Genomic DNA, 15,270 nt, shown 5'->3' with positions numbered 1-15,270 from the left:
GCGCACCGGACTCAGGAAGGCTTGAGGGATCAGTCCTCTGACGAAAGGAACTGGTCATGGCGCGTCGACTGCGCTTCAACGGCACGGGCAGCGGCGTCAACGGGTGCCCAGCAGTGCATGAAGATCTCGACACGGGTGAGGTCATCGTGCACGGCCCGGCTCTCACCGACCCTGACGACATCGGCCAGCTTCGGCACCTGAACGAGGGCGAGGTGCCCATCGTGGTGCCGCGCCCACTGCTGGTCGACTTCGGCCCGAAGGAGGTCACCCGGGTGCCGGACATCATTGGGCTGGACGAGTTCGACCAGCTCTTCACCCAGTTCAAGCACACGGCCTGGCGGCTGGAGATGCGGCGCCGGTACGCCTCCGACGAGACCACCCGCACCTACGCCCAGTTCACCCGTGGCGAGCCCGTGGACTGGGTGGGCGTGGACGCGGAGTGGTGCGCCGAACGACAGGAGCAGACCGCGCTGGGTAAGCGGTTCGAGCGCGCCCGCGCGGTCGACAACCCACCGACGACCGGTCAGCTCTACCTGCTCGACAACGCCCGCCGGAACAGCGCGGTCGGCGAGCGGATCTTCAGCCTGTGGCGCGAGGACGCCGACCGTCTGGGTCTGCCCGCGCAGGACTTCTGGATCTTCGATTCGCGGCTGGTCGCCCTCCTGAACTTCGACGACGCCGACAACCTGCTGAACGTTGAGTTGATCACCGAGCCCGCAGCGGTACTGCGGTATGTCCAGGCGCGGGACGCTGCCATGCACAGCGCCATCCCGTACGACCAGTTCGCGGCACAGCTGGCCGCGAAGGAGTAAGGCAGGTTGCTGACCGGTGAGTACGGACTACCAGCAGGCGCGCGAGGCCCTGGGCATGCGGTTGCGCGAACTCAGGTTCTCCAGCCTCGGGTGCCGGCTCACCGGTCAGCAGCTCGCCGAGAGGTACGGCTGGAACAAGTCCAAGGTCAGCAAGCTGGAGAACGGCAGGCAGACCCCGACCGCCGACGACCTGCGGAAGTGGGCCGAAGCGTGCGGCCAGCCCGAGGCGTACGACGAGCTGTTGGCCAGGCTCCGGGGGTTCGAGTCACACATCCGGTCGTGGCGTCGGCAGCTGGCTTCCGGGCACAAGCCGGTCCAGGACACCCACCTCGGCGCGCACGCCGACGCCTCAGTGTTCCGGGGCTGGGAGTCCTCCATGATCTACGGGATTCTGCAGACGCCGGACTACGCCCGGTCGATCTTCACCCGGTACGCGGAGCTACAGCGGTCGCCGCGTGACACCGAGGAGGCCGTCCGCTCCCGCATGAAGCGGCAGGAAGCCCTGTACGACTCCTCGAAGCGGTTCCACCTCGTCCTGTGGGAGGCCGCCCTCCGCGCCCTGATCTGTCCACCATCTGTGCTGGCCGCCCAGCTGGACCGCCTCTCGGGGGCTGTCGGCCTGGACACCGTCGAGCTGGGCATCGTTCCCCTGTCAGCCTCTCTGAAGATCCCCCCGGCCACCGCCTTCTGGATCTACGACGACCGCCAGGTGATCGTGGAGAACTGGCACGCCGATCTCTGGATCGATGACGAGGCCAGCGTGAGCACTTACCTGCGCACCTGGCGCACCCTCCGTGAGTCCGCCGTCTACGGCTCTGACGCCCACGCCGTCATCAGTTCGGCCAGGCGTGCCCTCAACCCTCGTTGACTTCCAAGGCTCACCCGTTGTCGTCACGCGGCGTTACCCTGAACTGAGTTGGCGAAGCGCCGGGCGGTGCGATCGGGGGCCGAGGAATGGCGACGACGACAGACGGCGGGGAAGACCGCCCCGAAGTAAGGTCGGGTGACGCCAACCTCGCCGGAAGAGTCGTCTTCCAGGCGGCGGGCGAGGTCAACAACGTCTTTGTTGTGGGAGACGGCAATTCGGTCCACGCTTCACAGCAGCCGACCCTTGCCGAGCGGCGTCTGGAGTTTCACTTCGACGTCCTGAAGCTCAAGATGAAGCACGCCCAGTGGATGCAGTTCTTCAGCGTCCTTGCCGTGGTGGTCGGTCTTGTGGCGCTGCTCGGCGGAATTGTCTGGGCGTTCATAGACAGAGGCAGCTCCCACGGCTACGTGGCCGGAGCGTCAGGGCTCGTCGCCAGCCTGGGCGGTGGCGCCTGGCACCGTCAGGCGAAGCGCGCGTTGGACGACCTGACGAAGGCCGCCGAGCGCAATGAGGACAAGGTCGACGCCGACTATGAGCTTGAAGCCGCCACGACCTTCATCGACCGGGTGCAGGACCCGACGATCAAGGACCGTCTGAACACGACGGCGGCCCTGAAGGCGCTGAACATCCACCCGAACGCCGACATGATGTTCAACAACCTGCTTCCGGGTGACTCGCCCAAGGGGATCGAGCCGGGCGACTCCGCCGACTAAGACGGCCGCCAGAGGAGTGAGTGACTCGAGCGTCAAGCCGACGCTCCCAAGGAGCCCCCCAAGTGCGAGAAAAGTGATCACACTTGACGCGATGACTTCGAGAGGCCTCGACGGCTTGGATCGCATGGTCGGTCATTCTGCTGACCCGTCGATCGGAGCGCCATCGGATCTCCCAATCCAGTCGCCCTGACAGCAGTTGGCTGTGCCCCACCGGCCGACCTCGTGCACCACGCTCCCGGAGCCCGACGAGGAGGACTAGGACTACTGGAGCTTCAGCGGACGATGTCGGTTGACTGCCTGACAGTTGGGGGGTGGGTCCGGTAGATCTGTGCGGGTGAACGCATCTACGCCCGATGACGACGAGCCCACCTCCTTCGTCGGCAAGACGAAAGCCCTGGTCAAGAAGCACAAGGGGAAGATCGTTGCTGCTGGCACGGTCGCGGTAGCTGTCGTCGGCGTGCTCGCCCGTCTTCATGACGAGATGGAGGCTGCTGAGGAGCGGGATGCCGTTGGCGTCGAGGACTTCTCGGAAGTCCCCTTGGTCGAGGTCCCGAAACGCTCAGCTTCGGGACTGCACCCGGTAAAGGGTTCCCTGGTGGACCTCGGCGGTCGCCAAGCCAGCGCCAGGGCCCAAGAGAATTACCGTCACGATTTTGGAAGCGATCTGCCCCCAGGGAAGACCTACCGGCCGCCGCACTCCCGAGGTTCCGTCAAGGTCTGATGTCGAATAAGGCCGTGATTGCGCTGATACGGCGCTCAATGATTTTCTTGCCCCGGTCGCAACAGAGATTGCGCCAGTTTAGGAGGTCATTGAAAATGAGCGCACCGCAGCAGGTGATCGTGGCCGAGGGGGTCCGGGCCCCGCGAAGTCGAAATTCACATTCGACGGGCAGTGGCTGACGATCGCTGATCCTGCTCTTCGGGCCAGAACAGCCGAGTGCCCCGGGGCCGGAAACGGTTGAGTCCCGGACATCGGTCCGGGACTCAACCGCTGGGGAGACCTCGACGTAAGGTTCCGCGGAACCCGTCAGGTCGCCGTCTGTGGCTGTATCGCCCCCACCTTCGCCCTCGTGCCCGGGCCGCGGCCCGGCTGGCGGAGGAGCAGGGCCACCCCCGCCGCCAGCATCGAGATGCCGCCCGCCAGGGCGTACGCGCCGTTGTAACCCCAGGCGCCGACCACCATGGAGCCGAGACCGCCGCCGAACAGGCCGCTGACGAGCTTGCCGCTGTAGACCAGGCCGTAGTTGGTGGCGTTGTAGTTCTCGCCGAAGTAGTCCGGGGTGAGGGCGGCGAAGAGCGGGTAGAAGGCGCCGCCGCCGAAGCCGGAGAGGAAGGCGAAGAACAGGAACAGCCACTCGCTCTTGACGTCACCGGCCCAGATCACGCCGAACTGGGCCAGGCCCAGCACGACGATGACGAAGACGAGGGTCGGTTTGCGGCCGAGGCGGTCGGAGAGCCAGCCGACCACGCCGCGGCCGATGCCGTTGATGACCGCCATCACGCCCATCGAGGAGGCCGCGACCAGCGGGCCGAAGCCGACGTCCTTGGCGAAGTCCACCTGGAAGGAGATGCCGAAGATCGAGACGCCGGCCGTCATCACGATGGAGATCCACATCAGCGGGAGCATGCCGGTGCGGATCGCCTCCTTCGGCGTGAACTGCCGTACCGCAGGCGGGTTCTTGGCGAGAGCCGTGGCGCTCTTGGCGTCGCCCGACGGGGCGAGCGGGTCGATGTCGGCCGGCCACCAGTTCTTCGGCGGGTCCTTGAAGAAGAACGCGGTGACCAGGACCACGACCATCACGTAGGCGCCGATGAGGTCCAGGACGCGGTGGTAGTTGGCCGTGTCGAAGGCGTAGTTGAAGATGAAGATGAAGGGGAGCGAGCCGTAGGCGAAGCCGCCGTTGACGAATCCCGTGCGGGCGCCCCGGCGTTCGGGGAACCACTTGCCGACCATGTTGATGCAGGTCGCGTAGACCAGGCCGGAGCCGAGGCCGCCGATCACGCCGAAGCCGATGATCGCCAGCCAGATCTCGCTGATGTGCGACAGGGCCAGGAACCCGATCAGGCACATCACGGATCCGGTGTACATGGCCCGGCGTGCGGTCAGGACGCCCTTCTCCCGTAGCCAGCCCGCCGGGAAGGCGATGCCGGCCTGGAAGAACACCCAGATGCTCAGGATCCAGAAGGTGTTGGACTGCGTCCAGCCGTGCGCGTGGGACAGGGTGTCCTCCGCCGAGCCGTACGCGTACTCGAAGACGCTGATGGCCATCATGGCCACCCACGGGAGGTACACCATGAAGTTGCGGGAGTGGCCGAGGATGTCCCGGTCGGTCTCCCCGATCCGGTACACCCGGCCGCGGGCGTCCGTCACCTCACGGTACGGACGCCGTTCGGCACCTGTGCTGTTCGTGGCTACAGGGTCTGCCGTCATGTCACGCCATCTCCTCGCCGAGCGGATGCGGGTTGGGGACGATGCGCCGGGCGCTGGGCCTGCCCGGTGCCTTGAGGAAGAGGGCCAGCACTGCGGAGGCCAGGCCGACGGAGCCCGCGAGCACGAACGCGCCGTGGTAGTCCCACTCACCCACGACGACCGCGCCCAGGCCGGAGCCCACCAGGCCGGAGATCAGCTTGGAGCTGTAGACCATCCCGTAGTTGGTGGCGTTGTTGTTCTCACCGAAGTAGTCCGCCGTCATGGCCGCGAAGAGCGGGAAGATCGCCCCGCCGCCGAACCCGGAGACCATGGAGCAGAACAGGAAGAACGGCATGCTGTGCATCTGGCCGGAGACCAGCACTCCGAACTGTGCCGTGCCCAGCACGATGCAGACGATGATCAGGGTGTTGCGCCGGCCGTAGCGGTCGGAGATCCAGCCGATGACCCCGCGGCCGGTGCCGTTGACGATCGCCTTCAGGGACATGGCCGTGGCCACGATCCCGCCCGCGAACCCCATGTCCTTGCCGAACGGCACCTGGAAGGCGATGCCGAAGATGTTGATCCCGGCCGTGCACAGCAGGCAGAACCACATCATCCACAGGACGGGCGTACGGGCCGCCTCCTTCGGGGTGTACTGCTTGACGGCGGGCGGGTTCTTCTCCAACGCCCTTCGTATGCGCGGATCCTGAGTTGCCTTCAGCGGATTGACGTGCGGAGGCCACCAGTTCTTCGGCGGGTCCTTGAAGAACCAGCCGGCCGACGCCACCACCAGACAGAGCCCGATGCCGACCGAGGTGAGCAGGACCTTGTAGTTGCTCAGGTCCAGGACGGAGGTGAACAGGAACACGAACGGCACGGACCCGTAGGCGAAACCGCCGTTCACGAAGCCCGTCTTGCCGCCCTTGCGCTCCGGATACCACTTGCCGACCATGTTCACGCAGGTCGCGTAGACGAGACCGGCGCCGATGCCGCTGCACATGCCGAAGCCGAGATAGGCGACGATCACGTTCGGCGCGAACGCCAGCGCCACATAGCCCAGCAGCGTGCCGACCGCGCCGATCAGCATGGCCGTCCGGGCGGGGAGCCGTCCGCTCTCCCGCAGTTGCCCGGCCGGGAAGGCCACGGCCGCCTGGAAGAACACCCAGACGCCCATCAGCCAGAAGATGTGCCCGCTGCTCCACAGATGTGCCTCGTGGAGCGTGTCCTCCGCCGACGTGAACGCGTACTCGGCGGAACTGATGCCCATCATGCCCACCCAGGGCAGGAGGACCATCCACTTGCGTGTCCGGCCCATCAGATCGACGTCACTCTCGCCGATCCGGTATGTGCGGCCGTTGCGGTCCGTCACCTCCCTGAAGGGGACGGACGCCGTTAGATCGATGGATGACATGTTCGTTCAGCACCCCTTGCGTCGAAAGCTCTGGCCAGCGCCCCCTGTCCAATGCCTTTCGTGCGCGCACGGGTCCCGGGGCCGGCCGCAGCGCACCGCCGGCCGGCCCCCTCCTCGGCTAGGTCATGAGCCGCCCCCCAGCAGTCCGGCCGCCCGCGCCCAGCGGTACTTGGCGCCGAGCACGGCCACCGGCCGTTCGGTCGTGTACGGGTACGCCACGACCCCCCGCTCGTACAGGTACTGGCAGGCCTCCTCGACCTCGACGTCCCCCGCGAGCGAGGCGACGACCGGCTTCTCGATGCCCCGCTCCCGGAACTCCGCGACCACCCGCGCGGTCAGCTCCGCGAACACCATCGGCGGGGTGACGATGGTGTGCCAGTAGCCGAGGACCAGGGCGTGGATGCGCGGGTCCTCAAGGCCGAGCCGGATCGTCGCCTCGTACGTCGACGGCGGCTCGCCGCCCGTGATGTCCACCGGGTTGCCCGCGGCTCCGAACGGCGGGATGAAGCGGCGGAACGCCTCGTCCAGGTCCGGCGGTATCTCCATCAGGGACAGGCCGTTGTCGGTGACGGCGTCGGACAGCAGCACACCGCTGCCGCCCGCGCCGGTGATGATCACGACGTTGTCGCCCTGCGGGGCCGGCAGCACCGGCAGGCCGCGCGCGTACTCCAGCATGTCGTTCAGGCCCGGCGCCCGGATCACGCCCGCCTGCCGCAGGATGTCGTCGTAGACCGCGTCGTCACCCGCGAGGGCTCCCGTGTGTGAACCGGCCGCCTTGGCACCGGCCGCCGTACGGCCCGCCTTGAGGACCACAACAGGCTTCTTGGGCACGGTGTTTCGCGCCGCGTCGACGAAGGCGCGGCCGTCCTTGAGGTCCTCCAGGTGCATCGCGATGCACTCGGTGTGCGGGTCCTCGCCGAACCAGGTCAGCAGGTCGTCCTCGTCCAGGTCCGACTTGTTGCCGAGGCCCACGATCGCCGACACACCCGTCTTGGTGGTGCGGGCGAAGCCGAGGATCGCCATCCCGATGCCGCCCGACTGGGACGTCAGCGCCACGCCGCCCTTCACGTCGTACGGCGTGCAGAACGTGGCGCACAGGTCCTGCCAGGTGGAGTAGTAGCCGTAGATGTTCGGGCCGAGGAGCCGGATGCCGTGGCGCTCGCCGATCGCGACGATCTCGTCCTGGAGTTCGTGCTCGCCGGTCTCCGCGAAACCGGAGGGGATCAGGACGGCGTTGGGGATCTTCTTCCGGCCCACCTCCTCCAGCGCCGCTGCCACGAACTTGGCGGGAATGGCGAAGACTGCCACGTCCACCTCACCGGGAACGTCCGTGACACTCTTGTACGCCTTGCGGCCCAGAATGTCATCGGCCCTGGGGTTCACCGGATGGATCTCCCCGGCGAAACCGCCGTCGACCAGGTTGCGCATCACCGAGTTGCCGATCTTGCCCGGCTCGTTGGAGGCGCCGATCACGGCGACCGAGCGGGGCTGCATCAGCCGGCGCATGGAGGTGAGGATCTCCTCGCGCCCGTACTTCCGGCGTGGCTGCGGCTGCTTCTCGGCGAGGATGATCCGGATGTCGGCGGCGACCGCGCCCTGTGGGGTGGCGATCACCGGGTTGAGGTCCACCTCGGCGATCTCCGGGAAGTCCGCGACCAGTTGGGAGACCCGCCGGATCTGCTCGGCGACCGCCCACCGGTCCACGCCGGCCTGCCCGCGCACCCCGCGCAGCACCTCGGCCGCCTTGATGGAGTCCAGCATGGACAGCGCCTCGTCGGCGGAGACGGGCGCCAGCCGGAAGGTCACGTCCTTCAGCACCTCGACCAGCACCCCGCCGAGCCCGAAGGCGACGACCTTCCCGAACGTCGGGTCGGTCACCGCGCCCACGATGACCTCCTGCCCCTGCGGGAGCAGCTCCTGCACCTGTACGCCCTCGATGCGGGCGTCGGCGTCGTAGGCCTTGGCGTTCCCGACGATCCGGTGGAAGGCCGCGCGCACGTCCGCCGCGCCCTCGACCCCTACGATCACCCCGCCGGCGTCGGTCTTGTGCAGGATGTCCGGCGAGACGATCTTCATGACGACCGGTCCGCCGAAGCGCGCCGCGTACGCCACCGCCTCCTCGACGTCCCTCGCCAGCTCCTCGCCCGGTACGGCGATCCCGTACGCGTCGGCGATCACCTTGCCCTCGGGCGCGGTGAGCGCGTCACGGCCCTGTGCGCGCACGGAGTCGAGGAGTTCGCGGACCCGCGGCTCCCGGTCCTCTGCCATCACGTCAGATCACTCCGTTCGACTTGAGCAGGCGCAACTCTTCGTCGCCGAGACCGAGTTCGCCGACGTAGACCTCGGCGTTGTGCTCGCCCAGCAGCGGTGAACTCGTCACGTCCACGGGGGAGTCGGAGAGCTTGAGCGGGCTGCCGACGGTGACGAACTCGCCGCGCTCGGGGTGCGGGACGGTGACCACCATCTCGTTGGCGACCAGCGACTCGTCCTCGATGATCTCCTTGGTGGAGAGGATCGGCCCGCACGGGATGTTGTGGGCGTTGAGCCTCTCCAGCACCTCCCACTTGGGGAGCGTCGAGGACCACTCCTCGATCAGCTGGAACATCTTGTTGAGCTTGGGCAGGCGGGCCTCCGGGGTCGCCCACTCCGGGTCCTCCGCCAGCTCCGGCCGGCCGATCAGCCGGGTGATCGGCTGCCAGCCGACGGGCTGCACGATGACGTACACGTAGTCGTTCGGGCCGCCCGGCGCGCACTGGACCGCCCAGCCGGGCTGACCGCCGCCTGAGGCGTTGCCGGAGCGGGGCACCTGGTCGCCGAAGTCCTCGTTGGGGTACTCGGCGAGCGGCCCGTGCACGAGGCGCTGCTGGTCGCGCAGCTTGACCCGGCAGAGGTTGAGCACGGCGTGCTGCATGGCGACGTTGACCCGCTGGCCGCGGCCGGTGCGCTCACGCTGGAAGAGTGCCGCCAGTATCCCGGCCACGGTATGCACCCCCGTGCCCGAGTCGCCGATCTGCGCGCCCGTGGCCAGCGGTGGCCCGTCCTCGAAGCCGGTGGTGGCCATCGAGCCGCCCATCGCCTGGGCGACGACCTCGTACGCCTTGAAGTCGGTGTACGGGCCCTCCCCGAACCCCTTGATGGAGGCGTACACGATCCGGGGGTTGATCTCCCTGATGCGGTCCCAGGTGAAGCCCATCCGGTCGACCGCGCCCGGCCCGAAGTTCTCGACCATCACGTCCGAGCGGCGTATCAGCTCGGTGAGGAGCTCCTTGCCGCGCTCGGTCTTGGTGTTGAGGGTGATGCTCCGCTTGTTGCAGTTGAGCATCGTGAAGTAGAGGGAGTCGACGTCCGGGAGGTCACGCAGCTGCTTGCGCGTGATGTCACCGGTCGGCGCCTCCAGCTTGACGACGTCCGCGCCGAGCCAGGCGAGCAGCTGGGTCGCGGAGGGGCCCGACTGGACATGGGTCATGTCGAGGACGCGAATGCCCTCAAGTGCCTTGGTGGTCATGGGCGTTCCACCTCACTTGTACATGGTCTGGTTCATGGTTCCGGGGGCGTACGCGTCCGGGTCGACCCAGACGTTGATCAGCGACGGCTTGCCCGACTCCCGGGCCCGGCGCAGGGCGGGGCCGATGTCGGCGGGGTCGCGGACCTCCTCGCCGTAACCACCCAGCATCTGGGCGAACTTGTCGTAGTGGACGTCCCCGAGGGTGTTGCCGACCCGCTCGCGCTCCTTGCCGTACTTGGCGGCCTGGCCGTAACGGATCTGGTTCATCGAGGAGTTGTTGCCGACGATCCCGACGAAGGGGAGGTCGTAGCGGACCAGGGTCTCGAAGTCCCAGCCGGTGAGGGAGAACGCGCCGTCGCCGAAGAGGGCGACGACCTCCTTGTCGGGCCGCGCCTGCTTGGCGGCGAGCACGAAGGGGACGCCGACGCCGAGGGTGCCGAGCGGGCCCGGATCCATCCAGTGCCCAGGCGACTTGGGCTGCACGACCTGTCCGGAGAAGGTGACGATGTCGCCGCCGTCGCCGATGTAGATCGAGTCCTCGGTGAGGAAGTCGTTGATCTCGCTGACCAGGCGGTACGGGTGGATGGGGGAGGCGTCCGACCGCAGCTGCGGCAACCGCTTCTCGATCGCGGTCTGTTCGGCGGCCCGCAGCTCGTCGAGCCACTCCTTGCGCCGGGAAGCACCACCGTTGACGCGGCCCGAGGCGGCCTCGGTCACGGACTTCAGGACCAGCCCCGCGTCGCCGACGATCCCGAGGTCGATGTCCCGGTTCTTGCCGACCGTGCGGTAGTCGAGGTCGATCTGGACGACGGTGGCGGCGGGGGAGAGGCGCTTGCCGTAGCCCATCCGGAAGTCGAACGGGGTGCCGACGATCACGATGACGTCGGCGTGGGAGAACGCGTACCGGCGGGAGAGCTGGAAGTGGTGCGGGTCGCCGGGCGGCAGGGTGCCGCGTCCGGCGCCGTTCATGTACGCCGGGACGTTGAGGGTCCTGACCAGCTCGATGGCGGCCGCGGTGCCCCGGGTCGTCCAGACCTGGCTGCCCAGCAGGATGGCCGGTTTCTCCGCGTGCACGAGGAGGTCGGCGAGCTTCTCGATCGCCTCGGGGTCGCCGGCCGAGCGGGTGGAGGCCCGGTAGGCGCCGGACCTGGGGACGCGCGCCTTCTCCGCCGGGACCTTGGTGTCCAGGACGTCGCGCGGTATCTCCAGGAAGGAGGGGCCGGGGGCGCCGTGGTAGCACTCACGGAATGCCATCGAGACCATGTCGGCGGCGCGGGCGGTGTCCGGGACGGTCGCCGCGAACTTGGTGATCGGCGCCATCATGTCGACGTGCGGAAGGTCCTGCAGGGACCCCATCTTGTGCTGGGTGAGCGCCCCCTGGCCGCCGATCAGCAGCATCGGGGACTCGGCGCGGAAGGCGTTGGCGACACCGGTGACGGCGTCGGTCGTCCCCGGCCCCGCGGTGACCACCGCGCAGCCCGGCCTGCCGGTGATGCGTGCGTAGCCGTCGGCGGCGTGGGCGGCCACCTGCTCGTGGCGGACGTCGACGACTTCTATGCCCTCGTCTACGCAGCCGTCGTAGATGTCGATGATGTGGCCGCCGCAGAGGGTGTAGATGCGGTCGACCCCCTCGGCTTTCAGCGCCTTGGCAACGAGATGACCACCGGAAATCACGTCCTGGGTGTCGTCGGGCATGGCGAAGTCCTGTCCCTTCGTAGGGGGTGGGATGCCGTCTTCGTACATTGCATACAGTCGACGAATACTGTATGAAGCTTGTTATCCCGCATCCGGTGGGTGGTGTCCAGGGGGCGTGCGGCACTTTTCAGTCATCGGAGTTCGGCCTCGCGATGACTTCTGGATGACTTCGCAGACAGGAGCCGGAATGGACCTGTACGAACACCAGGCAAGGGAACTCTTCGAGGAACACGGCATCGTGGTGCCGAGGGCCGAGGTCACCGACTCGCCCAAGGAGGCCCGCGAGATCGCCCGCAGGCTCGGCGGCCGGGTCGTAGTGAAGGCGCAGGTCAAGACCGGTGGCCGGGGCAAGGCGGGCGGAGTCAAGCTCGCCGCCGACCCGGCCGCCGCGGAACTGACAGCCCGGCAGATCCTGGGCATGGACATCAAGGGCCACCCGGTCGGCAAGGTGATGCTGGCCCAACCCGTCGACATCGAGAGCGAGTTCTACGTCTCCTACGTCCTCGACCGGGCGGCCGGCGGCTTCCTGGCGATCGCCTCCGCCGAGGGCGGCATGGAGATCGAGGAGGTGGCCGCGACCCGGCCGGAGGCGGTGGCCCGCATCCCCGTCGACCCCGCGGTCGGCGTCACCTCCGCCAAGGCCCAGGAGATCGCCGGCGCCGCCGGACTGCCGCCGCAGACGGTCGACGTCCTGGTACGGCTCTGGCAGGTGCTGGTCCGCGAGGACGCCCTGCTCGTCGAAGTGAACCCGCTCGTGCGGACCAAGGAGGGGCGGATCCTGGCGCTCGACGGCAAGGTCACCCTCGACGACAACGCCCGCTTCCGGCAGGCCCGTTGGGGCACGGAGGAGAGCGGGCACCAGGACCCGCTGGAGGCGGTGGCCGCCGCCCGCGGTCTCAACTACGTCAAGCTGGACGGTGAGGTCGGCATCATCGGCAACGGCGCCGGCCTGGTGATGTCCACCCTGGACGTGGTGGCCGGCTGCGGCGCGAGCCCCGCCAACTTCCTGGACATCGGCGGCGGGGCCTCCGCCCAGATCATGGCCGACGGACTCTCGGTGATCCTCTCCGACCCGGCCGTGAAGTCGGTCTTCGTCAACGTCTTCGGCGGGATCACGGCGTGCGACGCGGTCGCCGACGGGATCGTACAGGCCCTGGAGACCGTCCGGCTGACCAAGCCGCTGGTGGTCCGACTCGACGGCAACAACGCGGCCCGCGGCCGGGCGATCCTCGACGGCCGTGCGCACCCCCTGGTCGAACAGGCCACCACCATGGACGGCGCCGCCCGCCGCGCCGCCGAACTCGCCAACGCTGCCTGAGGAGCTGGGACATGGCGATCTATCTGACCAAGGAGAGCAAGGTCCTCGTCCAGGGCATGACCGGCGGCGAGGGCATGAAGCACACCCGGCGGATGCTCGCCGCCGGGACGGACGTCGTCGGCGGGGTGAACCCGCGGAAGGCGGGTCAGAGCGTCGACTTCGACGAGCGGGCGGTCCCGGTCTTCGGCACGGTCGCCGAGGGCATGGCCGCGACCGGCGCCGACGTCACGGTCGTCTTCGTGCCGCCCGCCTTCGCCAAGGCGGCGGTGCTGGAGGCCGCCGACGCCGGTATCGGCCTCGCGGTGGTGATCACGGAGGGCATACCGGTCCACGACTCCGTCGCCTTCACCTCGTACGCCCGCGGCAGGGGCACCCGGATCATCGGACCCAACTGCCCCGGTCTGATCACCCCCGGCCAGTCCAACGCGGGCATCATCCCCGCCGACATCACCAAGCCGGGCCGGATCGGTCTCGTCTCCAAGTCGGGCACCCTGACCTACCAACTCATGTACGAACTGCGGGACATCGGCTTCTCCACCGGCGTGGGCATCGGCGGTGACCCGGTCGTCGGCACGAGTCACATCGACTGCCTGGCCGCCTTCCAGGACGACCCCGACACCGAACTCGTCGTCCTCATAGGGGAGATCGGCGGCGACGCGGAGGAACGGGCCGCCGCCTACATCCGGGACCACGTCACCAAGCCGGTCGTCGGCTACATCGCCGGGTTCACCGCACCCGAGGGCCGGACCATGGGCCACGCGGGCGCCATCGTCTCCGGATCGGCCGGCACCGCGCGGGCCAAGCAGGAGGCGCTGGAGGCGGTCGGGGTGCGGGTGGGGAGCACGCCGACCGAGACCGCCCGGCTGGTCCTCGACCTGCTGGACGCGCGACAGCCGGAAGGGAGCTGAGCCATGACCCTCGGCACTCTGGTCCACAAGCCCGGCACCGGGTGGAGCGACGCCTGGGCGCGCTGTCTCGCCCTCGCCCCCGAGGCCTTCCGGGACGACCGTGTCCTCAACCTCCACGCCGGCACCTGGCAGCCCGACGGACGGCCGCTGCCCGCGACCAGCCCCGTGGACGGGAGCCCCATCGCCGGCGCCCCACGGCTCGACCGCGGCACCGCCCACCGGGCCGTCCGCGCCTGCCTCGACCAGCACCGGGCCTGGCGGCACGTCCCGCTGGACGAGCGCCGGGCCAGGGTGGCCGCCACCCTGGACGCCCTGACCGAACACCGCGAACTGCTCGCCCTGCTCCTGGTCTGGGAGATCGGCAAGCCCTGGCGGCTGGCCCAGGCGGACGTGGACCGGGCGATCGACGGGGTGCGCTGGTACGTCGACGGCATCGAGCCGATGCTCGCGGGGCGCGCCCCGCTGGACGGACCGGTGTCCAACATCGCCAGCTGGAACTACCCGATGAGCGTGCTCGTTCACGCGGTACTGGTCCAGGCTCTGGCGGGCAACGCGGTGGTGGCGAAGACCCCGACCGACGGCGGCGTCGCCTGTCTCACCCTGGCCTGCGCGCTGGCCGCCCGGGAGGGCCTGCCGGTGACGCTGCTGAGCGGCAGCGGGGGCGAGTTGTCCGAGGTGCTGGTGCGGGCGCCGGAGATCGGCTGTGTCTCCTTCGTCGGAGGCCGGGACACGGGCGCCGCGGTGGCCACCGCCGTCGCCGACCTCGGCAAGCGGCACGTACTCGAACAGGAGGGGCTCAACACCTGGGGCATCTGGAACTTCACCGGCTGGGAGGCGTTCACCGCCGTCGTCCCCAAGCTCTTCGACTACGGCAAACAGCGCTGCACCGCCTACCCGCGCTTCGTCGTCCAGCGCGAGCTGTTCGACGAGTTCCTGACCGCCTACCTCCCGGCGGTGCGGGGGCTGCGGGTGGGCCACCCCCTTGCGGTCAGCGACCCCGCCGACCCGCCGCCCGAGCTGGACTTCGGGCCGGTGATCAACGCGGCCAAGGCCAAGGACCTGACCGACCAGGTGGCCGAGGCCGTCGACCGCGGCGCCGTCCCACTGCACCGCGGCCGCCCGGCCGACGCGCGCTTCCTGCCCGGCCAGGACACGTCGTCGTACGTCCACCCGGTCACCCTCCTCAACCCGCCCCGGTCCTCCCCCCTCCACCACGCGGAACCGTTCGGCCCGGTCGACACGATCGTCCTGGTCGACACCGAGGCGGAACTGCTGGCCGCCATGAACGCGTCCAACGGCGCGCTGGTCGCCACGCTCTCCACCGACGACGAGGCCACCTTCGCGCGGCTGGCCCCGCAGATCCGTGCCTTCAAGGTCGGCCACGGCAAGCCACGCTCCCGCGGCGACCGGGACGAACTGTTCGGCGGCTTCGGCGCGTCCTGGCGGGGCGCCTTCGTCGGCGGCGAACTGCTGGTGCGCGCGGTGACCCAGGGACCGGCGGGGGAGCGGCTGCCGGGGAACTTCCCGGAGTACCAGCTCATGCCGTGACGCACGCACGGGCCGCGGCACGGTGCGGCGGCCCCTGCGCTCTCCCTACGTCGGCGGGCCCCGGAGCGCCCGAGCCGGTAGC

Annotated in this window: 12 protein-coding genes; 7 read left to right on the top strand and 5 right to left on the bottom strand. The window is 68.9% G+C overall.

Annotation, left to right across the window (positions count from 1 at the left end; all coding sequences use genetic code 11):
- The first annotated feature begins 56 nt into the window (after positions 1 to 56).
- The 4 genes from ABZ642_RS00355 to ABZ642_RS00340 all read left to right on the top strand — a co-directional run bounded on the left by ABZ642_RS00355 (position 57) and on the right by ABZ642_RS00340 (position 3,114).
- Positions 57 to 812, top strand: a complete 756-nt coding sequence (locus ABZ642_RS00355) for a DUF6879 family protein (RefSeq protein WP_360474627.1) — start codon at positions 57 to 59, stop codon at positions 810 to 812.
- 16 nt (positions 813 to 828) lie between these two features.
- The gene (locus ABZ642_RS00350; RefSeq protein ID WP_360474624.1) at positions 829 to 1,680 is read left to right on the top strand and encodes a helix-turn-helix transcriptional regulator; all 852 of its coding nucleotides are present in this window, start codon (positions 829 to 831) and stop codon (positions 1,678 to 1,680) included.
- A gap of 86 nt (positions 1,681 to 1,766) precedes the next feature.
- Positions 1,767 to 2,393, top strand: a complete 627-nt coding sequence (locus ABZ642_RS00345; RefSeq protein ID WP_360474621.1) for a hypothetical protein — start codon at positions 1,767 to 1,769, stop codon at positions 2,391 to 2,393.
- Positions 2,394 to 2,727: 334 nt separating this feature from the next.
- Positions 2,728 to 3,114 (top strand): hypothetical protein, encoded by a 387-nt coding sequence (locus ABZ642_RS00340; RefSeq protein WP_360474618.1) that lies wholly within the window; start codon positions 2,728 to 2,730, stop codon positions 3,112 to 3,114.
- A 306-nt stretch (positions 3,115 to 3,420) separates the two neighbouring features.
- Here ABZ642_RS00340 and ABZ642_RS00335 read toward each other — a convergent pair whose 3' ends face one another.
- The 5 genes from ABZ642_RS00335 to ABZ642_RS00315 form a co-directional block, all read right to left on the bottom strand.
- Entirely contained in the window at positions 3,421 to 4,824 is a 1,404-nt protein-coding gene (locus ABZ642_RS00335) for an OFA family MFS transporter (RefSeq protein ID WP_360474615.1), read from the bottom strand.
- 1 nt (position 4,825) lies between these two features.
- On the bottom strand, positions 4,826 to 6,214 hold the full coding sequence (locus ABZ642_RS00330) for an OFA family MFS transporter (RefSeq protein WP_360474612.1): 1,389 nt from the start codon (positions 6,212 to 6,214) through the stop codon (positions 4,826 to 4,828).
- Between the two features lie 123 nt (positions 6,215 to 6,337).
- The gene (locus ABZ642_RS00325; RefSeq protein WP_360474609.1) at positions 6,338 to 8,482 is read right to left on the bottom strand and encodes an acetate--CoA ligase family protein; all 2,145 of its coding nucleotides are present in this window, start codon (positions 8,480 to 8,482) and stop codon (positions 6,338 to 6,340) included.
- Positions 8,483 to 8,486: 4 nt separating this feature from the next.
- On the bottom strand, positions 8,487 to 9,719 hold the full coding sequence (gene frc, locus ABZ642_RS00320) for a formyl-CoA transferase (protein WP_360474606.1): 1,233 nt from the start codon (positions 9,717 to 9,719) through the stop codon (positions 8,487 to 8,489).
- A gap of 12 nt (positions 9,720 to 9,731) precedes the next feature.
- Positions 9,732 to 11,414, bottom strand: coding sequence for a thiamine pyrophosphate-binding protein (locus ABZ642_RS00315; RefSeq protein WP_360474603.1), 1,683 nt, complete (start codon positions 11,412 to 11,414; stop codon positions 9,732 to 9,734).
- 187 nt (positions 11,415 to 11,601) lie between these two features.
- On the opposite strand from ABZ642_RS00315, the gene sucC reads away from it, so the two are divergent.
- Genes sucC through ABZ642_RS00300 form a run of 3 tightly spaced genes read left to right on the top strand, consistent with a single transcriptional unit; the run spans position 11,602 to position 15,188 of the window.
- Positions 11,602 to 12,732: an ADP-forming succinate--CoA ligase subunit beta gene (sucC, locus tag ABZ642_RS00310; RefSeq protein ID WP_360474600.1), complete on the top strand. Its 1,131-nt coding sequence runs from the start codon at positions 11,602 to 11,604 to the stop codon at positions 12,730 to 12,732.
- A gap of 11 nt (positions 12,733 to 12,743) precedes the next feature.
- Positions 12,744 to 13,640 (top strand): succinate--CoA ligase subunit alpha, encoded by an 897-nt coding sequence (gene sucD / locus ABZ642_RS00305; RefSeq protein WP_360474598.1) that lies wholly within the window; start codon positions 12,744 to 12,746, stop codon positions 13,638 to 13,640.
- Between the two features lie 3 nt (positions 13,641 to 13,643).
- Complete coding sequence (locus tag ABZ642_RS00300) at positions 13,644 to 15,188, top strand: aldehyde dehydrogenase family protein (RefSeq protein WP_360474595.1); 1,545 nt, start codon at positions 13,644 to 13,646, stop codon at positions 15,186 to 15,188.
- Positions 15,189 to 15,270: the final 82 nt, after the last annotated feature.

The sequence above is a fragment of the Streptomyces sp. NPDC007157 genome (assembly GCF_040634235.1).
Lineage (GTDB): Bacteria > Actinomycetota > Actinomycetes > Streptomycetales > Streptomycetaceae > Streptomyces.
This window is presented reverse-complemented; position numbering and strand designations above follow the sequence as displayed.